This window comes from Bacteroides sp. An279, from assembly GCF_002159615.1.
Taxonomy (GTDB): Bacteria; Bacteroidota; Bacteroidia; order Bacteroidales; family Bacteroidaceae; genus Phocaeicola; species Phocaeicola intestinalis.
On record NZ_NFJA01000004.1, the window covers coordinates 14,590 to 39,779 of the forward strand.

General features: G+C 50.8%; 20 protein-coding genes. 15 read left to right on the plus strand and 5 right to left on the minus strand.

The window, feature by feature from the left end:
* Positions 1-12 precede the first annotated feature (12 nt).
* The 4 genes from B5F78_RS01325 to B5F78_RS01340 all read left to right on the plus strand — a co-directional run bounded on the left by B5F78_RS01325 (position 13) and on the right by B5F78_RS01340 (position 7,157).
* Complete coding sequence (locus B5F78_RS01325) at positions 13-1,599, plus strand: RagB/SusD family nutrient uptake outer membrane protein (protein ID WP_087405762.1); 1,587 nt, start codon at positions 13-15, stop codon at positions 1,597-1,599.
* Positions 1,600-1,656: 57 nt separating this feature from the next.
* A complete protein-coding gene (locus tag B5F78_RS01330; RefSeq protein ID WP_087405763.1) occupies positions 1,657-3,357 on the plus strand; it encodes a DUF5114 domain-containing protein in 1,701 nt (566 codons plus the stop codon).
* A gap of 86 nt (positions 3,358-3,443) precedes the next feature.
* Complete coding sequence (locus tag B5F78_RS01335; protein WP_087405764.1) at positions 3,444-4,517, plus strand: glycoside hydrolase family 53 protein; 1,074 nt, start codon at positions 3,444-3,446, stop codon at positions 4,515-4,517.
* A gap of 159 nt (positions 4,518-4,676) precedes the next feature.
* Positions 4,677-7,157: a glycoside hydrolase family 2 TIM barrel-domain containing protein gene (locus B5F78_RS01340; RefSeq protein WP_087405765.1), complete on the plus strand. Its 2,481-nt coding sequence runs from the start codon at positions 4,677-4,679 to the stop codon at positions 7,155-7,157.
* Positions 7,158-7,967: 810 nt separating this feature from the next.
* On the opposite strand, the gene B5F78_RS01350 is transcribed toward B5F78_RS01340, so the two are convergent.
* From B5F78_RS01350 to B5F78_RS01360, 3 genes are read right to left on the minus strand one after another with little or no spacing between them, the layout of a single operon-like run.
* Entirely contained in the window at positions 7,968-8,777 is an 810-nt protein-coding gene (locus tag B5F78_RS01350) for a DUF4099 domain-containing protein (protein WP_239473436.1), read from the minus strand.
* Positions 8,778-8,783: 6 nt separating this feature from the next.
* Positions 8,784-9,182: a helix-turn-helix domain-containing protein gene (locus tag B5F78_RS01355; protein WP_230586222.1), complete on the minus strand. Its 399-nt coding sequence runs from the start codon at positions 9,180-9,182 to the stop codon at positions 8,784-8,786.
* The gene (locus tag B5F78_RS01360; RefSeq protein ID WP_087405767.1) at positions 9,179-9,529 is read right to left on the minus strand and encodes a helix-turn-helix domain-containing protein; all 351 of its coding nucleotides are present in this window, start codon (positions 9,527-9,529) and stop codon (positions 9,179-9,181) included. The genes B5F78_RS01355 and B5F78_RS01360 overlap by 4 nt, the downstream gene beginning before the upstream one ends.
* A gap of 305 nt (positions 9,530-9,834) precedes the next feature.
* Here B5F78_RS01360 and B5F78_RS01365 point away from each other — a divergent pair, with 305 nt between their 5' ends.
* Positions 9,835-10,125 carry a helix-turn-helix domain-containing protein gene (locus tag B5F78_RS01365; RefSeq protein ID WP_087247925.1) on the plus strand — a complete coding sequence of 97 codons (291 nt, stop codon included), beginning with the start codon at positions 9,835-9,837 and terminating at the stop codon, positions 10,123-10,125.
* A 32-nt stretch (positions 10,126-10,157) separates the two neighbouring features.
* Positions 10,158-10,451, plus strand: coding sequence for a helix-turn-helix domain-containing protein (locus B5F78_RS01370; RefSeq protein WP_032570631.1), 294 nt, complete (start codon positions 10,158-10,160; stop codon positions 10,449-10,451).
* A gap of 89 nt (positions 10,452-10,540) precedes the next feature.
* Here the strand turns inward: B5F78_RS01370 and B5F78_RS01375 are convergent, their stop codons facing one another.
* A complete protein-coding gene (locus tag B5F78_RS01375; protein WP_087247920.1) occupies positions 10,541-10,903 on the minus strand; it encodes a hypothetical protein in 363 nt (120 codons plus the stop codon).
* 27 nt (positions 10,904-10,930) lie between these two features.
* Positions 10,931-12,166, minus strand: a complete 1,236-nt coding sequence (locus tag B5F78_RS01380) for a site-specific integrase (RefSeq protein ID WP_087405768.1) — start codon at positions 12,164-12,166, stop codon at positions 10,931-10,933.
* A 349-nt stretch (positions 12,167-12,515) separates the two neighbouring features.
* On the opposite strand from B5F78_RS01380, the gene B5F78_RS01385 reads away from it, so the two are divergent.
* From B5F78_RS01385 to B5F78_RS01435, 9 genes are all read left to right on the plus strand, one after another.
* The gene (locus B5F78_RS01385) at positions 12,516-13,490 is read left to right on the plus strand and encodes a GNAT family N-acetyltransferase (RefSeq protein WP_022039477.1); all 975 of its coding nucleotides are present in this window, start codon (positions 12,516-12,518) and stop codon (positions 13,488-13,490) included.
* Between the two features lie 18 nt (positions 13,491-13,508).
* Positions 13,509-14,507, plus strand: a complete 999-nt coding sequence (locus B5F78_RS01390; RefSeq protein WP_087249924.1) for an aldo/keto reductase — start codon at positions 13,509-13,511, stop codon at positions 14,505-14,507.
* An 847-nt stretch (positions 14,508-15,354) separates the two neighbouring features.
* Entirely contained in the window at positions 15,355-16,617 is a 1,263-nt protein-coding gene (locus B5F78_RS01405) for a metallophosphoesterase family protein (protein WP_087405770.1), read from the plus strand.
* Between the two features lie 93 nt (positions 16,618-16,710).
* The gene (locus B5F78_RS01410; protein WP_087405771.1) at positions 16,711-20,160 is read left to right on the plus strand and encodes an AAA family ATPase; all 3,450 of its coding nucleotides are present in this window, start codon (positions 16,711-16,713) and stop codon (positions 20,158-20,160) included.
* A 154-nt stretch (positions 20,161-20,314) separates the two neighbouring features.
* Positions 20,315-20,719, plus strand: a complete 405-nt coding sequence (mce, locus tag B5F78_RS01415) for a methylmalonyl-CoA epimerase (protein ID WP_013618834.1) — start codon at positions 20,315-20,317, stop codon at positions 20,717-20,719.
* Positions 20,720-20,832: 113 nt separating this feature from the next.
* Positions 20,833-22,386, plus strand: coding sequence for an acyl-CoA carboxylase subunit beta (locus B5F78_RS01420; RefSeq protein WP_087207801.1), 1,554 nt, complete (start codon positions 20,833-20,835; stop codon positions 22,384-22,386).
* A 138-nt stretch (positions 22,387-22,524) separates the two neighbouring features.
* Positions 22,525-23,454 carry an OadG family transporter subunit gene (locus B5F78_RS01425; protein ID WP_087405772.1) on the plus strand — a complete coding sequence of 310 codons (930 nt, stop codon included), beginning with the start codon at positions 22,525-22,527 and terminating at the stop codon, positions 23,452-23,454.
* A 21-nt stretch (positions 23,455-23,475) separates the two neighbouring features.
* Positions 23,476-23,904, plus strand: coding sequence for an acetyl-CoA carboxylase biotin carboxyl carrier protein (locus tag B5F78_RS01430; RefSeq protein ID WP_022039469.1), 429 nt, complete (start codon positions 23,476-23,478; stop codon positions 23,902-23,904).
* Between the two features lie 2 nt (positions 23,905-23,906).
* On the plus strand, positions 23,907-25,067 hold the full coding sequence (locus tag B5F78_RS01435; protein ID WP_013618830.1) for a sodium ion-translocating decarboxylase subunit beta: 1,161 nt from the start codon (positions 23,907-23,909) through the stop codon (positions 25,065-25,067).
* The last annotated feature ends 123 nt before the right edge of the window (positions 25,068-25,190 follow it).

Here is a 25,190-nt window from a genome sequence, read left to right on the forward strand (position 1 = left end):
AAATAATATATAATGAAAAGAATATATCATCTCCTTTGCGCCGCCTTGTTTTCAGCCGGCGCCGTGCTGACCACCTCCTGTGTGGGTGACTTGGACCAATATCCCCACATAGAGCCGACCTCAGCCACCGTCTACACCAGCGTGGACAACTACAAAGCCGTACTCGGCAAACTCTATGTGGCCTTCACCATCGCCAGCCAGCAAAAAGGCGGAGCAGGCACGGCCGATCTCACCACCAACAAGGGCTGGGACTACATGCGCAACTACTTCAACATGCAGGAGTGTGGCACGGACGAAGTGGTCTACACTTGGCTGGCCGGCGACAACATGACCGGACTGACCTACCTCAGCTGGGATGCCAACGACCTGATCGTCTCTGACATGTACTATCGCATCTATTACAACATCGCCCTGTGCAACGAGTTCCTGCGCAATGCCACAGACGACCGCATCGCTTCCTTCAGCGAGAGCGAACAAGAGGAAATCCGCCACTTCCGCGCCGAAGCTCGCTTCCTCCGCGCCTTCGCCTATAGCCACGCCATGGACTTCTTCCGCAACGTTCCTTTCGTGACCGAGGCCAACCCCGTGGGCAGCTACATACCCCCGCGCTACACCTCCGCCCAAATCTTCGACTTCGTGGAAAGCGAACTGCTGGCCATCGACGAAGACCTGCTGGACCGTTCCGCCTGTGAATACGGACGTGCCTGCCGCCAAGCCGCCTACGCCCTGCTGGCCCGCCTCTACCTCAATGCCGAGGTCTACACCGGCGAAGCCCGCTGGACAGACTGCATCACCTATTGCCAGCGCGTGATCAATGCCGGCTACACCTTGGAACGCGACTACGCCAAGCTGTTCAACGCCGACAACCACCTGCGCACCAACGAGATCATCTTCGCCTTCCCCGTGGATGCCACCCACACCACCTCTTGGGGAACCACCACTTACATGGTATGCGGACCCATCAACAATGCCTCTTCCTTCCAGGTGCCCGCCGACTATGGTGCCGTCTCCGGCTGGGGCAACTTCCGTCTGCGTCCAAGCCTGCCGTCACTCTTCTCTGAAGGCGACAGCCGCGCCATGTTCTTCACCGAGGGACAGACGATGAACATCGATGTGGTGGAAGACCAAAACAACGGCTACCTCCCCGTAAAGTGGACCAACCTGACTGATGCAGGCGAGGCTGCCTCCAACACGGATGCCGATGGCGTATGTACGGACTATCCCGTCTTCCGCCTGGCAGATGTCTACCTGATGTTGGCAGAAGCCGTGGTGCGCGGCGGACAAGGAGCCACCCGTTCCGAAGCCTTAGGCTACGTGAACCTGGTGCGTGAACGGGCCTACGGAGACATCACCGGCAACATCGTGGAAGCACAGATGACCACCGACTTCCTGCTGGACGAACGTGCCCGCGAGCTTTATACAGAGAGTGTGCGCCGCACCGACCTCATCCGCTACAACCGTTTCACCACCGCCGACTACCTCTGGCAGTGGAAAGGCGGCACGCACGACGGACAGGCCGTGGACAACCGCTTCAACTACTACCCCATCCCTTCAACGGAGCTTACGGCCAACCCCAATCTTTTCAACGAAGGGTATTGAGGGCTTAAGTTTTAGTATTGACACCATCCATTTAACCCCTAAACGAATATAGAAAACATGAAAACCATATTCAAAAATACCTTCTTCTCCCTGCTGGCTCTCCTGACCATGGCAGCCTGCGAGAAAGATGAGGACAAGATATACGTGAACAGCATCGAGCCGGGCCAACTGATTGCCTCGGAAGATGCCATTGTGCTGGCTCAGGAAGAAAGCGACAAGATCGTACTTTCCTTGGCGTGGTCCACGGACAATCTCGTGGCCAGCAATCCTGAAGTGGGTGTCCCCGGCGGACAACTCTCCATGGCACTTGAAGCCTCGTTGGACGAGAATTTCTCCAATGTGGTCGAAACGACAGAAAATTCTTACTCCAAAGCCTACACCGGTGCCTCGCTGAATGCTTTGGCCCAAAGCGTAGGAGCACAGCCCGATGTGGCCTCCAACATCTATTTCCGTCTGGCAGCCCGCTCGGGAGCCAACATGGAACCGGTCTATACCAATACGGTAGCCGTGAGTGTCACACCTTATTCGATAGACATGAGCCATGCCTTCGTGCTGGATAACTCGCAGGCACCCACCGGCATGAGCCTCTACTCGTCGCAGTCTGACGGACACTACGAGGGCTTCCTCGGCGTATCCGGCTGGTACAACTTCTACTTGCAAGAAGGCGATGGACATATCTGGGGAGCCGCACCAATCGATGGCAATCCCTTCACCCTGTCCGATGCCGAAAACAAGTGGAACATCTGGTTCCCCAACCCAGCCGGCTGTTACTATGTGGTGGCCGATGTGAACGAGCTGTACTGGACAGCCCTCTCGCTTCCCGCCCTGAACCTGGCAGGCGACATCGCAGGCGAACTTACCTTCGACCGTTCCAACAACCGCTGGACACTGCCCTTCCAGGCCACTGAAGCAGGCACGGCCACCATCCGGCTCTCAGCAGACGGAAGCCTGTATGACAGCAACAGCGCTACCGACGATGCAGCCGCGACACCCCAGTCCATTGCCTTTGCACAAGAAGGGGATGCCATCATGCTGGCCGACCAACCTGGTGACATCACTGTCAACATCCCCTCCGCAGGCGACTGCACGCTGATCATCGACCTGAGTGATCCCGCCCATTGGACAGCTACGGTAGAGACCGGCGGCCAAGAGGAGGAAGAAGCCGCACCGCTGATCTTCCTACCCGGCGTGGATGACCTGGCCAGCGGCAGCTGGACGTTTGACAACTACCTGCGCCTCTATGACAATGCCACCCAGTCGTATGCCGGCGTGGCCAACGTCAACTCCGAATGGGGCTACCAGATAGCCATCGAACGCGACAACTGGAATGACATCTACGCATTGGCCGAGGGCGATGCCTACGCCGGCACGCTCCTCTTCAAGAGCAGCACCAACCTGCCCGCACCCACCCCGGGGCTCTACTTCATGAATGTCTCGCTGGCTGCCCTGACCTACAGCCTGACACCCGTGCAGACCGTCTACTACAGCGGCTTCAACGACAACTGGGACCTGCACACCCTGGCCGCCACCGACACACCGGGTGTCTACACGGCCACAGTAGAGGTCACGGGCGAGACGCCTTGGGGCTTCCAGATCGTGCTGGATGAAGCTTGGAGTACCACACTGGGCGGCGGCGACGGCATCCTGCTCTACCAAGGCGTGGACAGTGTGCCCAACATTCCTTTCAGCGGCGAGCCGGGCACATACCTGCTGACTGTAGACCTCGTACAGGCCACTTACACCCTGACAGCCCAATAGATCCTATATAATCATCCGGGGTGACGGCATCACCGACAGCCGTCGCCCCCTCATTCATTACCTTTTAATATAAAAAATAGACAGATATGAAACTGAAACACTTATTTCTGTCAGGCTTGCTGCTCTTAGGTACAGCTGCCTGCAACGATGACAACGATACACCCGTCTTCCCCGAAGACCCCGTATATGACATGAGCGGCTTCGTCCGAGGGGCCGATGTGAGCTGGCTGACGCAAATGGAGGCATCGGGAGTCCGCTTCTACACCGCCGACGGACGCGGCACTGAATGCATGAGCCTCCTGCGCGAACTGGGCTTCAATGCCATCCGCCTGCGTGTCTGGGTGAACCCGGCAGACGGCTGGTGCAATCAGGATGATGTACTGGCCAAGGCTTGGCGCGCCCATCAGTTGGGCTACCGCCTGATGATCGACTTCCACTACAGCGATACCTGGGCCGACCCCTCCGCCCAGTTTAAGCCCGCAGCCTGGGAGGGACTGGCCTTGGATGAGCTGCACGCCGCCATCCGCACCCATACCCAAGACGTGCTGAATGCGCTGAAGGCTGAAGGCATCACCCCGGAATGGATACAGGTGGGCAATGAGACAGGACCAGGCATGCTGTGGGACACCGACCAGACCCTGAGCGGAGCCGCCTACGACATCCAGTCCAACGGCATCACCTACCCCGCCAACCCGACCAACTACGCTGCCTTCATCACCACGGGCAGCCGCGCCGCAAAGGAAGTGTTCCCCGAAACCAAAGTGATCGTCCACGTGCAGAGCGGTGATGACAACGGACTGTTCCAGTGGAACTTTGGCCTGTTGGAAGAGAACGGGGCGGAATACGATGTCATCGGCATGTCCCTCTATCCCGATGCCGACAACTGGCAGGAGATGCTGGATGCTTGCGTAGCCAATATGCAGGACGTGTCCACCCGCTACGGCAAGGAAGTGATGATCTGCGAGACAGGCATGAACTGGGACGAGGACGAAGCTGCCCTGGCCTTCCTGACCGAACTGCTGAGCCGCAGCCGGGAAATACCGGCCTGCTTGGGAGTGTTCTATTGGGAGCCGCAATGTTATTCGGGATGGAACGGCTACTTCAAGGGTGCCTTTGATGACAACGGCCGTCCCACCATCGCCTTGGATGCTTTCAAATGATAATAGCGGAGCATTGGAGCTACTTTAAGGAAAAGAATGCATCACTTTCATGCCTGCCTTTTCTCTAAATAAAAACAAATTCATCATGCTGCTGATGTAGGATCCGCAGATTTTATCTACATTTGCTGCATACACATATTTTTACAACCTGATTGGAACATGAAAAAGAAACAATGCTTATTCTTGCTCGCGGCATGGCTGCTGTCGGTCCTGCCCGCACAGGCACAACGCACGGAGACCGTACTGGAAAAAGGCTGGAAATTCACCCGAGGTGACGTGCCCGAGGCCGTTGCGCCTTCGTTTGACGACAGCGGCTGGCAAACTGTCAGCGTGCCCCACGACTGGGCCATCTACGGCCCCTTCGACCGGAAACACGATCTTCAGAACGTGGCTGTGACGCAAAACTTCGAGACGGAGGCTTCGGTCAAGACCGGACGCACCGGCGGCCTGCCCTACATGGGTGTGGGATGGTACCGAACCACCTTCCAGACACCTGCCGACAAGCACGTCACCCTGCAGTTTGACGGTGCCATGAGCGAGGCAAGGGTCTATGTCAACGGACAGGAAGTCTGTTTCTGGCCGTTCGGCTATAACGCCTTCCACTGCGACGTGACCGGCCTGCTGGCCACAGACGGCACTCCAAACACACTGGCCGTTCGCCTGGAAAACCTCCCGCAGTCTTCCCGTTGGTATCCGGGAGCAGGCTTGTACCGCAAAGTGCGCCTGGTGCTGACAGATGATGTGCACGTGCCGGTATGGGGTACCCATCTCACCACCCCGCATGTCAGCGAAGCCTATGCATCGGTGAAGCTGCTCACCACCGTGGAAGGAGCCGACGGACGCGAAGTGCGCATCGTGACCGAACTCATCGGGCCGGACGGGAAAGTGGCAGCCACGAAAGACCACACCCGCCGCATGAACGCCGGCATCGCTTTCGAACAGAATTTCCTGGTGGAGCATCCGAAACTTTGGTCGCCAGAGACGCCGCACCTCTACCGGGCCGTCTCGCGCATCTATGTAGAAGGCAAACAGGTGGACGAATACACCACCCGCTTTGGCATCCGCAGCATTGCCGTAGTGGCCGACAAGGGTTTCGTGCTAAACGGGAAAGTGCGCAAGTTCCGGGGCGTGTGCAACCACCACGACCTTGGCCCGCTGGGTGCCGCCATCAATGAGGCAGCCCTGCGCCGCCAGCTAACCCTGCTGAAAGACATGGGCTGCGACGCCATCCGTACCTCCCACAACATGCCTGCCGAAGAGCTGGTGGAACTCTGTGACGAGATGGGGTTCATGATGATGGTGGAGCCTTTCGATGAATGGGACATCGCCAAATGTGAAAACGGCTACCACCGCTTCTTCAACGAATGGGCAGAACGTGACATGGTGAACATGCTGCACCACTTCCGCAACAACCCCTCCGTGGTGATGTGGAGCATCGGCAACGAGGTGCCCACGCAATGCGAAGCAGAGGGATACAAGGTGGCCGCCTTTCTGCAAGGCATCTGCCACCGCGAAGACCCCACCCGCCCCGTCACCTGCGGCATGGATCAAGTGACATGTGTGCTTAACAACGGATTTGCCACCCTGCTCGACGTGCCGGGCTTCAACTACCGCACCTTCCGCTATCAGGAAGCCTACCGCCTGTTGCCACAGTCTGTCGTGCTCGGCTCGGAAACAGCCTCGACGGTCAGCTCGCGGGGCGTGTACAAGTTTCCTGCGCTTCCCAAGAAAAATGCCACCTATCCCGACCATCAGTCATCGAGTTACGACCTGGAGGCGTGCAGCTGGTCCAATGTGCCCGATGAGGACTTGGCCTTGGCCGAGGATTATCCTTGGACGATGGGACAGTTCGTGTGGACAGGATTTGACTATTTGGGCGAACCTTCCCCCTATGACACCAACGCCTGGCCCAACCACAGCTCGCTGTTCGGCATCATCGACCTGGCTTCCCTCCCCAAAGACCGCTACTACCTCTACCGCAGCCTGTGGAACAAGGAGGCCCACACCCTGCACCTGCTGCCCCACTGGACATGGCCCGGCCGTGAAGGCCAAGTGACGCCAGTCTTTGTCTACACCGACTATCCGGAGGCCGAGCTTTTTGTAAACGGCAAGAGTCAAGGGCGTCTGCGCAAACTGACTGCCGCCGAAAGCAAAGCACTGGAGGGCAAAGACAGCTTGGCCCTGCAACGCCGCTTCCGCCTGATCTGGGACAAGGTGGTCTACGAACCGGGCGAACTGAAAGTCGTCGCTTACAAGGCTTCGGGAGATACAGCCGACATCAAAACCGTCCGCACGGCCGGCAAACCTCATCATCTGGAGCTGGTGCCCGACCGCACCCAGCTCAAAGCCGACGGCAAGGATCTGTCATACATCACCGTGCGTGTGGTGGACAAGGACGGCAACCTCTGCCCGGCAGACAGCCGCCTGGTGCGCTTCTCTGTCAAAGGAGCGGGCAGCTTCCGTGCCGCAGCCAATGGCGATGCCACCTGCCTGGACCTCTTCCACCTGCCACGGATGCACGCTTTCTCAGGCCAGCTGACGGCCATCGTGCAGAGCGGCGAACAAGGCGGAAACATCGAGATAGAAGCCAAAGCTCCGGGAGTACGTTCCGCCAGACTGACATTGAAATGCCTTGAGTGACGCTCCCAGCATTGAATCTTTCTACACACAGGCTTGCCCGTATATCCGTTATGGGCAAGCCTGTGCTTTTTCGTCCCCGTCCTTTCCCCCATTTACCTCACAGGCGGGTTTCATCGGATCTTCACGGCTCATTCATTTAAACCTCATACCATCGGCATATGATCTGTTCAAGCTTCGCAAGTGTAGGTGATTGATTCCCAGATTTGCGTGCCGAAGGCTAAAGAATCAGTGTGATAAAGGGTCTGCTCATAGTTCGTTTATACCATTTCCTGAAGTTACAATTTAGTAACCCGCCCTTGGCGGAGCCCTCTTTTTACCCAAACGCACTTGTTAGCAGAATCCTTGTTTTGCTAACAAACTGATGGGAATACTCGATATTTGTTTACAGTACTTTTTTCAAAACGCCAAAATAGAATCGAATTTTGCCCAAAATCTGTATAAATATGCTAAAAACGACCTTTCCGAGCGTATTTTGAGTGCAAAAAGCATACAAATTGGGGTGCGAAATGTATACATGGCGGTTGAAGCAAACAGATGCCGTTTTTTGTCAGTTTTCTTTATCTAAAGGCTCCGGAAGGCTGCCTGAAACCCTATTTTAAATGTAAGCATCTCGCTATTGCCCTATGGTACTGCAAATTATGAAATTTCGTTTCGTTTTTTTCGAGCAAGCCGTCCTGTGCTCGGAAATACGTGATTCTCGTGCGGTTTGAAATGCAAAGTGTCAGTTTGTCAAATTCAAGTTTTTCATCCTTCAGACGCTGATTGATGAGAGCGAGCGTTGCATACGCATATACAAAACGGTCAGACCGGTTAAGGTTCGCGCGTTGCACCGGCCTTGCAAGTGAAGGTGTAGCCGTTGTGGGGGATGTCAAGGCGCGGCTCGTGGCGCACGAAGTGGGGAGTGAGTTTCAGTTTGCCGTCCTCCATTTTCTGGAATGAGAGGCGGGCTTGCAGCTCGTAGCTCTCGTAGCCGAAGGTCGGCTTCACCGTCACCAGTCCCGTCTTGCCGTAGTTCATCAGGGCTTTCAAATCCTTTTCTGAAAGCTTTTCCTTGTCGATGCCGCATTTGAGCAGCTCATTCCAGTCCACTTGGTCGTCCGCTATCAGGTTCGGCTTCTCCTGTTTCTGCGGTTGCTGCTCATCTTGCGCTTCAGCCGTTTGAGGCTGTTGCACTTCCTGTTTCTGTTCTTCTTTTTTCTGTTCCATTTCTTCTGTCTTTTTAAGGGGTTCATTGTCGCTTTCTTGTTTTACATTCTCCGTTTCCGCCTGCTTCCGGTATTCCGAAGTGTCCACCTTGTGCGCCGAGAGTATCTCCGCGTTCGCCACAGGGTCCTTCAGGAAGTCCTTAATGACCGGCAGTAGCGTATCCACGGCCTCCGCCGCCACCCGGTAGAAGCCGAAACGTGTAGGCTCCTTGCACTGGCGGTAGAAATTCCTGAAGAAGTTGTCCACCATGTCACCGTGGCGGTCGAAGCGCAGGAAGTCCTGCGAGTGTTCCGCCTTTGCCGGAGCCGTCTTCGGATAGCCCTTGCTGTCCAGCCCGGCTACTACGCTGATTTCGCCCGTCTTCTCGTCGCGGACGACCAGCACGTCTTTCTCGTTTTTCTTTTTCTGTTCCATTTCAGTTTAATTTTTACGGTTCGTTCTTTTGTCATTTGATTTTCTTTTGGTATTGTCCGCCTTATCCTGAGCCCTGTCACGGAGTATTTCCCGCATGTGGGTGCTGATGAACAGTTCCACGTCCGCCCTGCGGTAATAGGTCTTGTGGCGGTGCATCCGGTAGGGCAGCAACCCGTCGCTGCGGTAGCGTTGCAGGGTGCGTTTGCTCACGTGGAGCAGCATGCACACGTCTTGGTTGTCCATCGTGTCCTCTTCCAACAAGGCGGTGCCCTGTGGCTTTTCATTCACGTCACCGCGCATGGCGGAGAGCATCTCCTCCTGACGGTCGAGGCGGCTGAACACCTGCCTCATGCAGTCCTCGAAAGTGCGTCTGTCTAAAAACTCCATAGCCGTTCCTCCTTTCATTTCCTGCCCGCCTTTCCGCCCGTGCGGAGCCGGTAGTTGTGTTTCAGTTCCTCCGGTTTCTCCGGTGAAGTCTTGACCGCATTCTCCCGGATGATGCGTTCCACTTCTTCCGGAGGGTAACGGCAGTCGCCCCGGATGATGACATACCCGATGCGCTTCTCGTCGCGCAGCCGTTGCAGCGTGCGGCGGCTGACACAGAGCAGGCGCATCACTTCGCGGCTGTCCAGAAGGCAGGCGGTATCGTTCCGCTGTCCCTCCATGCCTTGCCTCCTCACATGGGAGGCGATTTCCTCGATGCGCCCTACGATGTCCTTGTAGGCGGCGCTTTCCATCGTGATGATTTCCATATTCCTCAATCTTTTAATTGTTAGTGAATCAGTTTGTCGGGAGCAAAATTCGGCCATTCCAATGGGGCGGGCACGGTACTTACCCGTAACTTACGGGAGATTTTTATGGATTTTCCGCCTTGCAGGGGCTTCAACGGGCATTTTTATCATGGAAAACCGCCAAACCGACATTCCAAGCCGTCTGTTTCCGTCATGTCCTGATGTGGCACAATAAAAAGAGCCACAAGCTGCCACTGTTTCCTTGCCCGGTCGGTTCCGGCCCACGGCTGTGTAACTTTGCGGCAAACCGATAAAATTTTGAAAGAATGGAAATAGTAATCATTGAGAAGACCGCCTTCGATATGCTCCTTGCCGGAGTGAAGGCATTGGAGGACAGGGTGAGGACGCTTGCCGAAAAGGGCGGCGACCGCCGCCTTGCCGAATGGATGGACACGGAGGACGTGTGCCGTATGCTGAGCATAACCCCGAAGACCTTGCAGGCCATGCGCGACAGGCACGGCATTGCATATTCCCAAATCGGACGCAAGTTCTATTACAGGCCGGAGGATGTGGAACGGCTGTTGCCCGTTCCCGAAACGGGACAACCGTCCGTCTGACACTTGAAGTGTGCCACTAAATCCTATGTAAGATGAATGACAATGTATTGACAAAGGACTGCGGCGTACTTGCCGACGCCATGCAGTCCGTCCGGAGAAGCCTGAAAATGGCGGACAGGCTCGCCGACGGATACATCCCACCGATGGGCGGCGAGCGTTACCTCACCGACAGGGACTTGGCACGGAGGCTGCACGTGAGCCGGCGCACCTTGCAGCAGTACCGCCACGAGGGGATATTGCCCTATTTCCTGTTCGGCGGCAAGACGCTCTACCGCGAGAGCGACATCCAGAAGGTACTGGAACGTAACTACCGCAAGGCATACTGACGCTTGCGGCAAGTAAAAAACATCGGGAGACGGATACCCTCATGCGGGTTGCCGCTCCCGATGTTCATTTCAGGCCGTGCCTGTGCCGTTCAGCAGTATGCCCCATGCGGATGATGCAGGAACAAGACCGTAGGCTCTTTCTTGGAACACGCCACCGTCCGGGCGAGCCATTTGCGGAACAGTGCCGCCTGCCCCGTGTCGAACCGGAACGACAGGGCTATGACCGTTTCCATGCCGTAAATCTCCGTATAACCTTTTGCTTCCTGTAGCCGTATGCGCCGGCATGAACCGCCGTCCGCGATGCCGTCCTTTTTCAGTTTCCTTATGGCGGCTTCCACCGACACGCCGCGCACATAGAACAGGCCTGCGATTTCTCCGGTCGTCATCCACACTTCGGCATCGGGCAGGACTACCGTCTTTTCTTCTATTGTTATGATGCCTCTCGTTTCCATGTTTCTTTTCGTTTTCAGGTTCAACTTCTAAATGGCTTGGCAGATGAACTGTTCCATCGGGGCGAGTTTTTGGGAGAGCTGTTCCATGTCCCGGCTCATCTTCTCAGCTGTGATTTTCGCATAGATCTGGGTCGAACGGATGCTTGTATGCCCCATCAGTTTCGACAGCGTTTCAATGGGTACGCCGTTGGAAAGACATATCGTCGTGGCATACGAATGCCTACTTTGGTGCCAGGTCACGTTTTTGTTTATCCCGCATTGTCTGGCTACCTGTTTGATGCCGTATTTACAGATGTTATAGCATGGGACAGGCAGCAGCTTGCCGTCTTTGGAAACGCCTTTGTATTTGTCGATGATGTGCTTCGCCACGTCCAGCAGGCGGATGTTCGTCGCCACACCGGTCTTCTGGCGGCTTGTCTTTATCCACAGGTGACCGTCGAAAGAGACTTGCAGGTTCTCTTCCGTGAGGTTCGCCATGTCACGCCAGCTCAATCCGGTGAAGCAGCAGAAGATGAAGAGGTCGCGTATCAGTTCATAGTTCTTCCTCTTGAACGTGCAGTTTATCATCTGCGTGATTTCCTCTTTCGTCAGGTAGCCGCGTTTCGTTTCCTCCTTCGTGATGTGGTAGGCATAGAACGGGTCACGCTGCAACCAGCCGTTGTTGATGGCGGTGAAGATGATGCTCCGGAAAGGCATCATGTACGACCACACGGTGTTGGTGCAATGCCCTTTCTCCACGCGGAGGAACAGCTCGAAGTCCGTGATGAAGGCGGGCGCAAGCTCTTTCAGGGCGATGTCCTCCACTTTGTACCGGGTTTTGATGAACTCCGACAGGTGCTTGTAAACCACGCAGTATTTCCAGTAACTGCGTTGGCTCTTCATCTTGCCCACTAATTTGGCGTAGTCCTCGTTGTGCTGCCGGAACACGGCAAGCAGCGTCTTGTGGTTCATGCCCATGCCGAGGTATTCGTTGCGTACCTTCTCCGCCGTGACATAAGTGTCACGGTCGAACACGTCCTGATAGGCCTTGTTCACACCCACGCGGATTTTGTCCAGCATACGGTTGCCTTCCAGAGCCACGTTGCTCCTTCCGGTCAGCCGTCCGGTTTCCACGCTCCACATCTTTTCCTCCACGTCCAGCTTGCAACTGAACTGTGCGATTTTCCCGTTCACCGTGATACGGCACATGACCGGTATCAGCCCGTTCTTCTTCGGTGCGTTGCGCTTGAGGTAAAATAAAATCTTGAATGTCGCTCTACTCATAGTTCCTACTTTTTTATGGTTGCAAAATTACCTTGTGTAGAGCTGTTTGCCTGTATGTAAACCGCAGCAGACCGAAGCAATCGAATCTGCCGCAAGACTTTTTCATCCCGAACCTTGCCAACTGCCTGTATAATTGCAGTTCTTGCCATGTTTTGCCGGGCTTTTCCATTCCGTTACCCGTTCGGATTTCAGGTAACGAGCTGGTAACGCAATTACGGTTCAAGTTGGCTTTTTCCCGGTTTCAGTTGGCACTCACTCAAATCGCCAAAATCCCATAAATCATTAACTTTCAATCATATTTCCGTGATTTGCTCAGTATCTCACTTTTTTGTATTATCTTTGCACTATCATGGCTATCCAAGTGAATATATACGAACAGTCGAAAGACATCCCGGACCTTCCAGGAACCAATGTTTTTCATTCTACCGAGTTGTTCCAAATATTAGAACAAACTCCCGGTTACCGTCCGGTACTGCTAGTAGCTTGGGAAGGTAATAAAGCAGTAGGCAAACTACTCTGCATTACCCGGCGTAACGCACGGATTACCGGACTATGTAACAAAACGTATGCTTACGGGACAGGCGAATATTTCCACTCGGCTGTGAAAGACGAGACCATTTTCGGCAAATTTCTTTCTTACCTTACGGTACGTTTTCAGGACGATTCGTTCTTTCTGGAATTCCGTAATTTGGAACAATCGCTTTTCGGTTACAAATACTTCCGCCAAAACGGATATTTCCCTGTACGCTGGTTGCGGGTACGCAATTCCATTCATCATACTGCATTAGACAAATGGGCCAGCCCGTCCCGCAAGCGCCAGATCGCACGCGGACTGAAAAACGGAGCCCAAATGGATGTAGTAAACAACCGCAAAGACCTTGAAGAGTTCTTTGCCATGCTGAGAAAATACTATGCTTCGAAAATTCACCGTTTCCTACCCGACCTCCGTTTCTTTATTTCCCTGCTAGAACATCCTACCCGAGATAAACTGGGACAAATATTCGTCATTCGCTACAAAAACAAAATCATCGGCGGCTCTGTCTGCCTTTTTTCGCAAGACACTGCTTACTTACTATTCTCTGCCGGAATGCGGAAAAGCTATCCCCTACTCTATCCAGGCATCTTGGCTGTATGGAAAGCCATGACTTATTCACGCCAACACGGATACAGACATTTCGAATTCATCGAAGCTGGCATTCCTTTCAAAAAATATACATACCGTGACTTCATTCTCCGCTTCGGTGGCAGGCAAATCAGCACACGCCGATGGTTCAGAATCAGATGGAAATGGCTGAATCGGATACTCATTCATTTTTACATATAATCTTAAAAAAACGACTCTATGAATAATTATGTTTACGCAGCAGACAAAAACCGTTATGAATGTGGCATGAAATACCGGCGTGCAGGAAAAAGTGGCATTCTCCTGCCGGAAATATCACTGGGAATGTGGCACAACTTCGGAGACATAGATATCTTTTCGACTTGTAAAAACATCGTCCATTATGCTTTCGACCATGGAATCACACATTTCGACCTAGCAAACAACTACGGTCCCTCAGCAGGCTCGGCAGAAGAAACATTCGGGCAAATCATGCAAAAATCAATGGCACCTTACCGCGATGAACTGTTTATCTCAACAAAAGCCGGACACGACATGTGGCAAGGTCCTTACGGAACCTGGAACTCACGCAAACATCTTATAGCCAGCCTCGACCAAAGCTTAAAACGGATGCATCTGGAATATGTAGATATTTTCTACAGCCACCGCTATGACCCGGAAACACCTTTGGAAGAGACCTTACAAACATTGGTAGACATCATACACCAAGGCAAAGCACTCTACGTAGGTATCTCTAAATACCCGAAAGACAAGGCAGAAGAAGCCTACAACTACCTACAATCGCAGCACATACACTGCCTGTTATATCAAGGAAGATACAATATGTTCGACCGTAAAGTAGAACAAGAAGGCATACTCGACCAAGCACGACAGGCTGGCAGCGGATTTATCGCTTTCTCACCACTTGCTCAAGGACTGTTGACAAACCGCTACCTGAATGGTATCCCCACCGACTCACGCATCGCACGAGGCGGTTTCTTAAAGAAAGAGTCCCTTACCCCTGAAACAATCGGCAAAATAAAAGCTTTAGACAAAATCGCAGCTTCACGTGGACAAACACTGGCTGAAATGGCACTAGCCTGGTTACTGAAAGATGACCTGGTTACTTCGGTCATTATCGGTGCCAGTTCCGTACAGCAATTGCAAGACAATCTAATGTGCTTGAAGAATACAGCATTCAGTTCCGAAGAACTCAAGCAAATAGAACAAATACTTTAAGAAACCGTTTTGAATCTATCGTGCGATGATTTGGAATGAGTTTTTGAAGCATTTCTGCTTCTGTGATGAGGAAGATAGCGGGCTATCTGACGAAGAACAGAAACGGGAAGGATCAAAAAATCACCCAAAGCACACACGAAAATGAATAGAAAAACTTTTTGAAGAAATTCAAAACAGCTTCTTCTAAGGAAATATGAATGGCCGCCATTAGCCAATCCGTCCGAGTCGGAAACGCAGTAGTACTGCATTTGCCGATGAAGTATATATCCGTAGGCGAATGCAGTATATATTCAATCACGAATGCAGTATATATTCAATCACGAATGCAGTATATATTCAATCGCGAATGCAGTATATATTCAATCGCGGATGCAGTATATATTCAATCGCGGATGCAGTATATATTCATTTTTCAGGGGTATATATTGGTTTTTGTCGGACATGCATTTTAAGACAAACATATAGTCCATCCGCTGTAAGATTATTAATCTTACATCAGATGAAGTTATCTGCTGCTGAGAAAGAATATAGTTTAGAAGCTGTTTTGGATTTATCGTGCGATGATTTGGGATGAGTTTTTGAGGCATTTTTCGCTTCTGTGATGAGGAAGATAGCGGGCTATCTGACGAAGAACAGGAGCGAAAAGGACCAAAAAATCGCCCAAAGCACACACGAAAACGGATACATCAAGCCAAGAAAAACTTTTTGGAGAAATTCAAAACAGCTTCTTAGAAAGCAGAAGCAGGTGCTTGGGAAATTAAAAGACCCCCAATTGCATATTCTCGTTTTTTCTTGCATATTCCAACTATTTTTGATAACTTGCCTTTAGAAACCTATAATTACAAGCATGAAAATACTTCATACTGCCGATTTGCACTTGGGACAAATCATTTATCAAAATTATGAACGGAACGATGAGCACGATTGCTTTTTCTCACAATTGGAACGATGGTGCCAAGAAGAACAGCCCGACGCCTTAATCGTAAGTGGGGATGTATTCGATATCCAACAACCTTCGGCTGCCGTCTGGAAATCATTTACCGACCGTTTTGTACGCTTACACCAAGCCTCCCCTACCATGCATCTGGTCATCATCGCAGGCAATCACGATTCAGCCTCCCGCATCCAATCTAATCATGAGATATGGAAGCTGGCTAATACACACCTTATAGGAACACCGCCACCTGCCGATTTTACATCGGCAGACGAATGGCAAAAAAATTTCATAATCAATCTGCCGAACGGGTACATTATTGCATTACCTTATATGACTGGCGAACGTACCTCCATGATTCAGTCACTGCTGGACTATGTAAAAGCGGAAAATACTGAAGGGAAGCCAGTTATCATGACAGGACATCTTACTGTCAAAGGAAGTGATATGACAGGACACGACTTCGATATCGGGCACATACGTACCCAAGAAATTGCTAGCTTAGGCACAGGATACGACTACCTGGCACTTGGACACATACATAGACCGCAAACCATCGGACACAGAGATGACAACCAGCAGACAGACGTAACCTACCCTGCCCCTGTCATACGCTATGCAGGCAGTGCCCTGCACGTAAGTAGCGATGAAAACTATCCTCACACCGTCAGTGTCATAGAAATAAAAAGTCATGGAGGCAATGTACGTATACGGCAATTACGCATCAACGAATTACGTCATTTCTATCTTTTACCTGCCAATGAAACTGCATTTGCCAGTGCCGAAGAAGCACTGAACGGCATCAAACAATTTGCCGAAAAAGGTGGAAGAGGATACATCCGCTTGCAAATGGATTATGCAACATCGTTACCTTCAGATTTCAATCAAATGGTCTACACCATCACCGATGCTTATAACGGTGAATTGCGCTACAATCCGAAAATAAAATGGACAGGAACTTCAGAAAACAACACTGTCGAGGCAACCAAACCCAAATTTGAAGTAGCCGAAATACAACAGATGACAAATCCGGTTCTCTTTATAGAAAAAACCAAACAACAATATCCAGAACTCGACATGGATGAAGTACGTCAGGCATTTGTCGAAATAGAAGCGGAAGTAAAACGCATGGCAGAAGAAAGCAATGCTTCGCGCAAAAAAACAATACAGAATTAACCGCATAAACAGCAGATTCCGAAGTCTGTAAATCATTCATTGCCAGCAAATGCATACCCCATACAAGACTAAAAACTTGATAATCAAATAATCATGAAAATAAAAGAACTACATATCAGGAACATTGCTTCCATAGAGAAAGGTGACATTGATTTTGAAAACGGGTTACGTGATGCCATAAGTGGCGAAACCGCCCCGCTTTTTCTTATCAGCGGAGATACCGGTGCCGGAAAAACTGTAATACTGGATTGTATCTCAATGGCTTTATACAAGAAAACTCCCCGCATAGACGGAGTGGCCAACGCTATGAGAAATGATTATGTCAATGCCGAAGGAGAAACCCTGCGGGTAGCCAGCATCGAGCAATATACCCGCTTAGGAATATCCGAACGTGAAGAATGTTACAGCGAAGTGATATTCGAAGGAAACGATGGAATGAACTACCATGCACGGCTTTCCCTTGGCATGCAGCGAAGCCGTAAACAGCTGAAGCATCGACAGCCTAAATGGGAAGTTAAAAAAGGAGACAACGACTGGATATCCGGCAATACAGAAGTAGCCAACACCATCTTACAGGCAGTAGGACTTACCTTCGAACAATTCGGACGCATGGCCATGCTGGCACAAGGACAATTCGCAACATTCCTTACCGGTAACAAATCCGAACGTGAAGCCATCTTGGAACAACTGACAAATACCGAACGTTTCTCAAAATACGGTGCCGCTATCAAAAACCTCTTCGACAAAGCCCAGGCTATCTACAAGCAAACTCAAACTGAATATGAAACAGAAAAAACACATATTTTAGACAAAGAAGAAAAAGAAAAACTGCTTGCCGAACAATCCAATATAAACACTCAAAAACAGACACTGGAAACAAAAATCCGACTAAACGAACAGCAACTCACTTTAGTCAATACCATCAATCAATGCCGCAAAAACCAAACGTTAGCTCAAGAAGAACTGGAACAACTGCAAAAACGCTTACAAGGGGAAGAATACAAAGCAGACATGAAACTGGTCAAAAACTGGGACAACACCACTGCCCAACGCCAAACACTCGTCAAAATGCAAGAAGCAAAAGTCAAAAGGGAACAATCGCTTTCCCAAGAACCCATGTGCCAACAAATGTTCAACCGACTTTCCGCCGATTTTGCCCAACGCAACCATGACATGTCCCTACTATCCGACAAAACCGAAAAGTTACACCAATGGATAACGGCACATCAAAGTCAAGAAGAAGTGTATAGCAAAACCGGAGAAATCATTCAAAAGATACGACAATATGAAGACACCAACAAAGAAATACAAACCATCGCCAGACAGATAGAAACTGAAACCGCCCGGACAACGACCTTAAAAAACATTGTAGAAAAGACCGCACAGGCAGCAGCAAATACAGATAACGCAATAGCTGACATACAAAAAAACATAGAGACCTTAAGCAAACAGCGTGAAATGCTGAACCCGGTTTTGATAAACCAAAACCTTGAACAGGCAAACATGAGAAATACCAGGTTGAAACAGCTTCAGCAAACCCTACAGAACATGGAGACTGATACAAACAATCTGGAAAAACTTGATAAAGAAATTAAAGGACAAACCGAAAAACTGACCATTTTCCATCAAGCAGTCCAAAAAGCCGAAAAAGCCTATCTGGCTGCTAAAGAAAAAGACGAAAAAGCCAATAACCTGCTCCACACCATGCAAACCAGTCTGGAAGAACACCTTGTCACGTTACGCAAACGTCTCATTGCTGAGCAGGCAGACATCTGTCCCTTGTGTGGACAACACATCAATCACATATATCTTGACGAAGACTTCAAAGCCGTGCTTACCCCTCTTGAAAAAGAGAAAAACATTACAGAGGAAAACCTGTTGAAAGCTACCACAGCATATGATGAAGCAAAAAAAAGATACAACACAGCATCTGGCATGCTCGAAACCCAAAGACACATACTGGCTGAGCAAAAGAATAAAGCCGATGCTACCAAAAAACAGGCACTGACCGTGGCAAAACAATCGGGTCTGGATATAACGAAATCCATAGCACAACAGGTCAACATAGCCATAAACGAAATCGGACAGATCCTCCACCAACTCAAACTGCAACAAAAAGATGCCGAAGAATTACAAAACAAGATTAATCTGTTGCTGAATGAGAAGAAGAAGCTTGAAATCCAAAAAACAACAGCCGATAAAGCTAAAGTCCAGGCAGACAAAGATTTTTATGCCAACGAGCAACATATACATCAATTACACGAACAAAAGAAAGCTGGAGAACGGACCGCAATCAACCTCTTCACTGACTTGAACGCAATATTGGCAAACTGGATGCCCGGTTGGCAACAAGACACCTACAGCACCAAAAATATTCTTTGCCGTGATGCTAACGAATACGCAGATATGAAAAAAAAGTTTGATACAGCTGCACAACAATTACAAACAGCAAAGGCTACAGCAGTCTCCATCGGAAACACAAGAGACAAAATCCTCCATTTACATGCCGGATGGGACACTTCAGCTTCTCCTGCCACTTATCCATGCAGTGACATCAATGATGAATGGACCAGGCTTTATATTGAAATTAATACAATAGCCAAAGACACGTGTGAGTGTACTGCCATTATCACAGCTTGCGAAACCACACTGGGTATATATTACAAGACATCAGGCACAGCCGAATCTGATCTTATTGCCCTCGTTGGAAAAGAAAAAGAAATACCAGAGGCACGCCAACGTATCAATGACCTCCAGGCAAGTATCACCTCACGACGTGATGCCATTGCCACAATGCAAAGGCAACAGACTGAAGCTATGGAAAAGCTAGGTATCTGTGAAGGACAAGATATCCCAGACCTTACACTGCTACAGGAAGAAAAAAACATACTTGCACTTACCCGTGACCAGCTTGTAAGTGAACAGGCAACTATCTGCAGTAAACTGGAAGAAGACAAACGCAACGAAGATAACTTCAAAAAGATAACAGCAAGACTGGAAGCTGTAAAAAAGAATTTTACAAAATGGGACCGGCTAAATTCCCGCTTTGGAGGAACTCGTTTCCGCACACTTGTACAATCCTATATCCTGCGGCCGTTACTCAACAATGCAAACATCTATCTCGCACAGATTACCGACCGTTACAAGCTGACATGCAGCGAAGAAAACGAACAGCTTTCCATTTTAGTCTTAGACTGTTACAACAAAAACCAAGTGCGCAGCGTAACAGTGCTTTCGGGAGGCGAACGCTTCATGATTTCATTGGCATTATCGCTAGCACTCTCGTCGTTGAACCGTCCGGACATGAATATAGACATTCTGTTTATTGATGAGGGCTTCGGCACACTTGATGAAAAAAGTTTAGACTCTGTCATGTCTACCCTTGAACGACTACAGGAAATTGCAGGACAAAACGGGCGACGTGTCGGCATCATATCGCATCGTGAAGAGTTAGACGAAAGAATCAATGTACAAATCCGTGTCATAAAAAAAGGAGAAGGACGCAGCCGCATCGAATTGAAAGGAACAATGCCTGTCAAGTAAATATCACCATCTGTATGCCGTGAGAAAAACCAGACATGCATCTTTTCTGAAAATAAATCGAAGAAAGATTTCGTTTTTCAGCACATTTTTCTTTTCTTTGTGCAATCAATGCGAATAAATTAAAGAATTTAATACTTTATAAAAAACAACATTTATGAAAATTTCCCACATCGAACACTTGGGCATTGCTGTAAAAAGCATCGAAGAAGCCCTTCCGTATTACGAAAAAGTTCTCGGACTGACCTGCTACAACATAGAGACTGTAGAAGACCAAAAAGTAAAGACCGCTTTCTTGAAATGCGGAGACACCAAAATCGAATTGTTGGAACCGACCAGTCCGGACAGTACCATCGCCAGTTTCATTGAAAAGCGAGGCATGGGCATCCATCACCTTGCCTTCGCCATCGAAGACGGAGTGGCAAACGCCTTGGCAGAAGCCGAAGGAGCGGGCATACGCCTGATTGACAAGGCTCCGCGCAAAGGGGCGGAAAACCTGCAGATTGCTTTCCTGCATCCGAAATCGACGATGGGTGTACTGACTGAATTGTGTGAAAAATAATATTATAGGTACTAGTTGACTAGGTACTAGGCGACTAGGTTCTGAATACATCAGTAAAACAATTTAAAACCTAGCTCCTAGACAACTAAAATCAAACACTAAAACTTAATGCCATGAGTAACCAACTTGAAAAAGTAAAAGAACTGATCGAGCTGCGTGCCCAAGCCCGTCTGGGAGGCGGCGAGAAAGCGATTGAGAAACAACACGCAAAAGGGAAATATACAGCACGCGAACGCATTTCCATGCTGCTCGACGAAGGCAGTTTCGAAGAAATGGACATGTTCGTGAAACACCGTTGCACCAACTTCGGCATGGACAAGAAACAATACTTGGGCGACGGCGTAGTAACCGGATACGGAACCATCGAGGGACGGCTGGTGTATGTCTTTGCACAAGACTTTACCGTATCGGCAGGCTCGCTGTCGGAAACCATGTCGCAAAAGATTTGCAAGGTGATGGATATGGCGATGAAGATGGGCGCACCCGTTATCGGACTGAACGACTCGGGCGGCGCACGTATCCAGGAAGGCATTAACGCGCTGGCAGGATATGCCGAGATATTCCAGCGCAACATTCTGGCATCGGGCGTGGTGCCGCAAATCTCCGGCATCTTCGGTCCCTGCGCGGGAGGAGCCGTTTACTCTCCTGCCCTGACCGACTTCACCCTGATGATGGAAGGAACGTCGTACATGTTCCTCACCGGACCGAAAGTGGTGAAGACCGTTACCGGCGAAGACGTGACTCAGGAAAACTTAGGAGGCGCCAGCGTGCACTCTACCCGCTCGGGCGTAACACACTTTACCGCCGCCACTGAAGAAGAAGGATTGGCCCTTATACGCAAGCTTCTGAGCTACATTCCCCAAAACAACCTTGAAGAACCGCCTTACGTGGACTGTACCGACCCGATAGACCGGTTGGAAGACTCATTAAATGAAATCGTCCCCGACAGCCCCAACAAGCCTTACGATATGTATGAGGTAATCGGAGCCATTGTCGACAACGGCGAGTTTCTGGAAGTGCAACGCGACTTCGCCAAAAACATCATCATCGGTTTCGCCCGCTTCAACGGACAGTCGGTGGGCATCGTAGCCAACCAACCCAAATTCCTTGCAGGCGTGCTCGACTGCAACTCCTCACGCAAGGGCGCACGCTTCGTCCGCTTCTGCGACGCGTTCAACATCCCCATCGTGTCACTGGTCGACGTGCCGGGCTTCCTGCCGGGTACCGGGCAAGAATACAACGCCGTCATCCTGCACGGAGCCAAACTGCTGTATGCATACGGCGAGGCTACGGTGCCTAAGGTGACCGTCACTCTCCGCAAGTCGTACGGAGGCTCGCACATCGTGATGAGCTGCAAGCAGCTGCGCGGCGACATGAACTACGCATGGCCTACTGCCGAAATCGCCGTCATGGGAGGCGCAGGAGCCGTAGAAGTGCTCTATGCCAAGGAAGCCAAGGAAGCTGCCGACCCGAAAGCCTTTATGGCAGAGAAGGAAGCCGAATATACCAAGTTGTTTGCCAACCCATACAATGCGGCGAAGTACGGGTATATCGACGATGTCATCGAACCGCGCAACACACGTTTCCGCATCATCCGTGCCCTGCAGCAATTGCAAACCAAGAAGCAGACCAATCCGGCAAAGAAACACGGGAACATTCCTTTGTAAATGAGTTTATAAGTTTTTGAGCTTTTAAGTTTTTGAGTTCTTGAGTTTCTCAACTTACAAACTTAAAAACTTAAAGACTCAAGAACTTACAAGCTCAAGAACTTAAGAACTTAAAAACTCAAAAAAACGCGTTTAATTATGAATAAATATATAGCCGGAATATTTTTCGCATCCGCCCTGCTGGGAGCATTCAGTTCGTGCACCACGCCGGAAGCCAAGAGTAAAATCGTCATCAACGAAGTGCTGGTAGACAATCAGGAAAACTTTCAGGACGATTACGGCGTGCATAGCGGATGGGTGGAAATATTCAACACCTCTTACAACAGTGTCAACCTTGCCGGATGCTACCTGAAAGTAAGCAGCGAGCCAGGCGACACCCTCTCTTATTTCATTCCGAAGGGCGACGTGCTGACCGCCATCAGCCCGCGCCAGCATGCGTTGTTCTGGGCAGACGGAGCACCGCGCCGAGGCACCTTCCATACCAATTTCGTACTGAGCAAGACGAAAGACAACTGGATAGGGCTGTACGATTCGGGCAAAAAGCTGCTGGACGAAATCGTGGTGCCGGCAGGAGTCCTGAAGACAGACCAGTCGTATGCACGGATAAGCGACGGATCAGACGAATGGGAAGTGAAGGATGACAGCGAAACCAAATACGTCACTCCCAGCACGAACAACCAGACGCTGGAAGGGAACCCGAAGATGGACAAGTTCGAACAGCACGACTCGGCAGGATTCGGCATGACCATCACCGCCATGAGCGTAGTCTTCATCGGGCTTATCCTGCTGTACGTCAGCTTCCGGATTATCGGGAAAATCGCCGTCAAGCTGCGCAAGCGCAACGCCATGAAGGCACACAACATCACCGACAAGCAGGAAGCCAAGGAACGCCGGCTGGGCGAAGCGCCGGGCGACGTGATAGCCGCCATTGCCATGGCGCTGCATGAAGCGCAGGGAAGCGACCACGACGTGGAAGAAACCATCCTGACCATCAGCCGTGTGAAACGGAGCTACTCGCCGTGGAGCTCGAAGATTTATACACTGCGCGAAAATCCTCACAAGAAATAACCCTCTAACGAATAGATAACCATGAAAGAATATAGATACAAAATCAACGGAAACTTATACAAAGTGACCGTAGGAGACATCGAAGAAAACAACGTACACGTAGAAGTAAACGGTACGCCCTACACCGTAGAACTGGAGAAGCCTGCAACCCCGAAAATCAAGCCGGTCATCCGCACGGCTTCCACCACGCCTGCCGCTCCTCCTCCTGCCGTAACCCGCCCCACAGTGTCGCAAGGCAAGTCGGGCATAAAATCTCCGCTGCCCGGAGTCATCCTCGATATCAAGGTAAAGGAAGGCGACACGGTGAAACGCGGACAGACCCTGCTGATACTGGAAGCCATGAAAATGGAAAACGACATCAAGTCGGACCGCGACGGCAAAGTGACTGCCATCAACGTGAGCAAAGGAGAATCTATTCTTGAAGGTACAGACCTTATAATCATCGAATAACTATGGGAGAATTCATCAATTTCTTACAGAGCAACCTGGCTGATTTCTGGACGTATACCGGCTTCTACAATGCCACTTACCAGCATTTCATCATGATAGCCGTCGGTATATTCTTCATTTATCTTGCCGTGGCAAAGGAATTCGAGCCGATGCTGCTGATTCCTATCGGATTCGGTATGCTGATAGGCAACATTCCGTTCAATATGGAAGCCGGACTGCAAGTCGGCATCTACGAACAGGGTTCGGTACTCAACATCTTATACCAAGGAGTGACATCGGGCTGGTATCCGCCGCTCATCTTCCTCGGCATCGGTGCCATGACCGACTTCTCGGCACTGATTTCCAATCCGAAGCTGATGCTAATCGGCGCGGCAGCCCAATTCGGTATCTTCGGTGCCTACATGATTGCCCTCGAATGGGGATTCGACCCCATGCAGGCAGCCGCTATCGGCATCATCGGTGGCGCAGACGGCCCCACTGCCATCTTCCTTTCATCGAAGCTGGCGCCCAACCTGATGGGAGCCATCGCCGTGTCTGCCTACTCCTACATGGCACTGGTGCCGGTTATCCAACCGCCCATCATGCGCCTGCTCACCACCAAGAAAGAGCGTCTCATCCGCATGAAAGCCCCGCGTGCCGTGTCGCATACCGAAAAGGTCCTGTTCCCGATTATGGGTCTGCTGCTGACCTGCTTCCTGGTGCCTTCGGGTCTTCCCCTGCTGGGCATGCTCTTCTTCGGCAACCTGCTGAAGGAAAGCGGCGTGACACGCCGTCTGGCAGAAACTGCACGCGGACCGCTGATTGATACCATCACCATCTTGCTGGGACTGACCGTAGGTGCCTCTACGCAGGCTTCGGAATTCATCACCTGGGATTCACTGAAGATTTTCGGGCTGGGTGCCTTGTCCTTCGTGATAGCCACCGCATCGGGAGTGCTCTTCGTCAAGATATTCAACCTGGTATTGAAGAAAGACAACAAGATTAATCCGCTTATCGGAAATGCCGGCGTATCTGCCGTGCCCGACTCGGCACGCATCTCGCAAATCGTAGGCGCCGAATACGACCCGACCAATTACCTGCTGATGCACGCCATGGGTCCGAACGTAGCCGGTGTCATCGGTTCTGCCGTAGCGGCAGGTATCTTGCTTGGATTCTTAATATAAATGAAGTACGAAATATCAGTTGACAAGGAGACAAGGCTTTAGAAAACATTCCATTCGAAAAACTATTTAAAACCTTGTCCACCTTGTCAACTGAGACCTCGTCACCCTGTCAAAAACTTGATT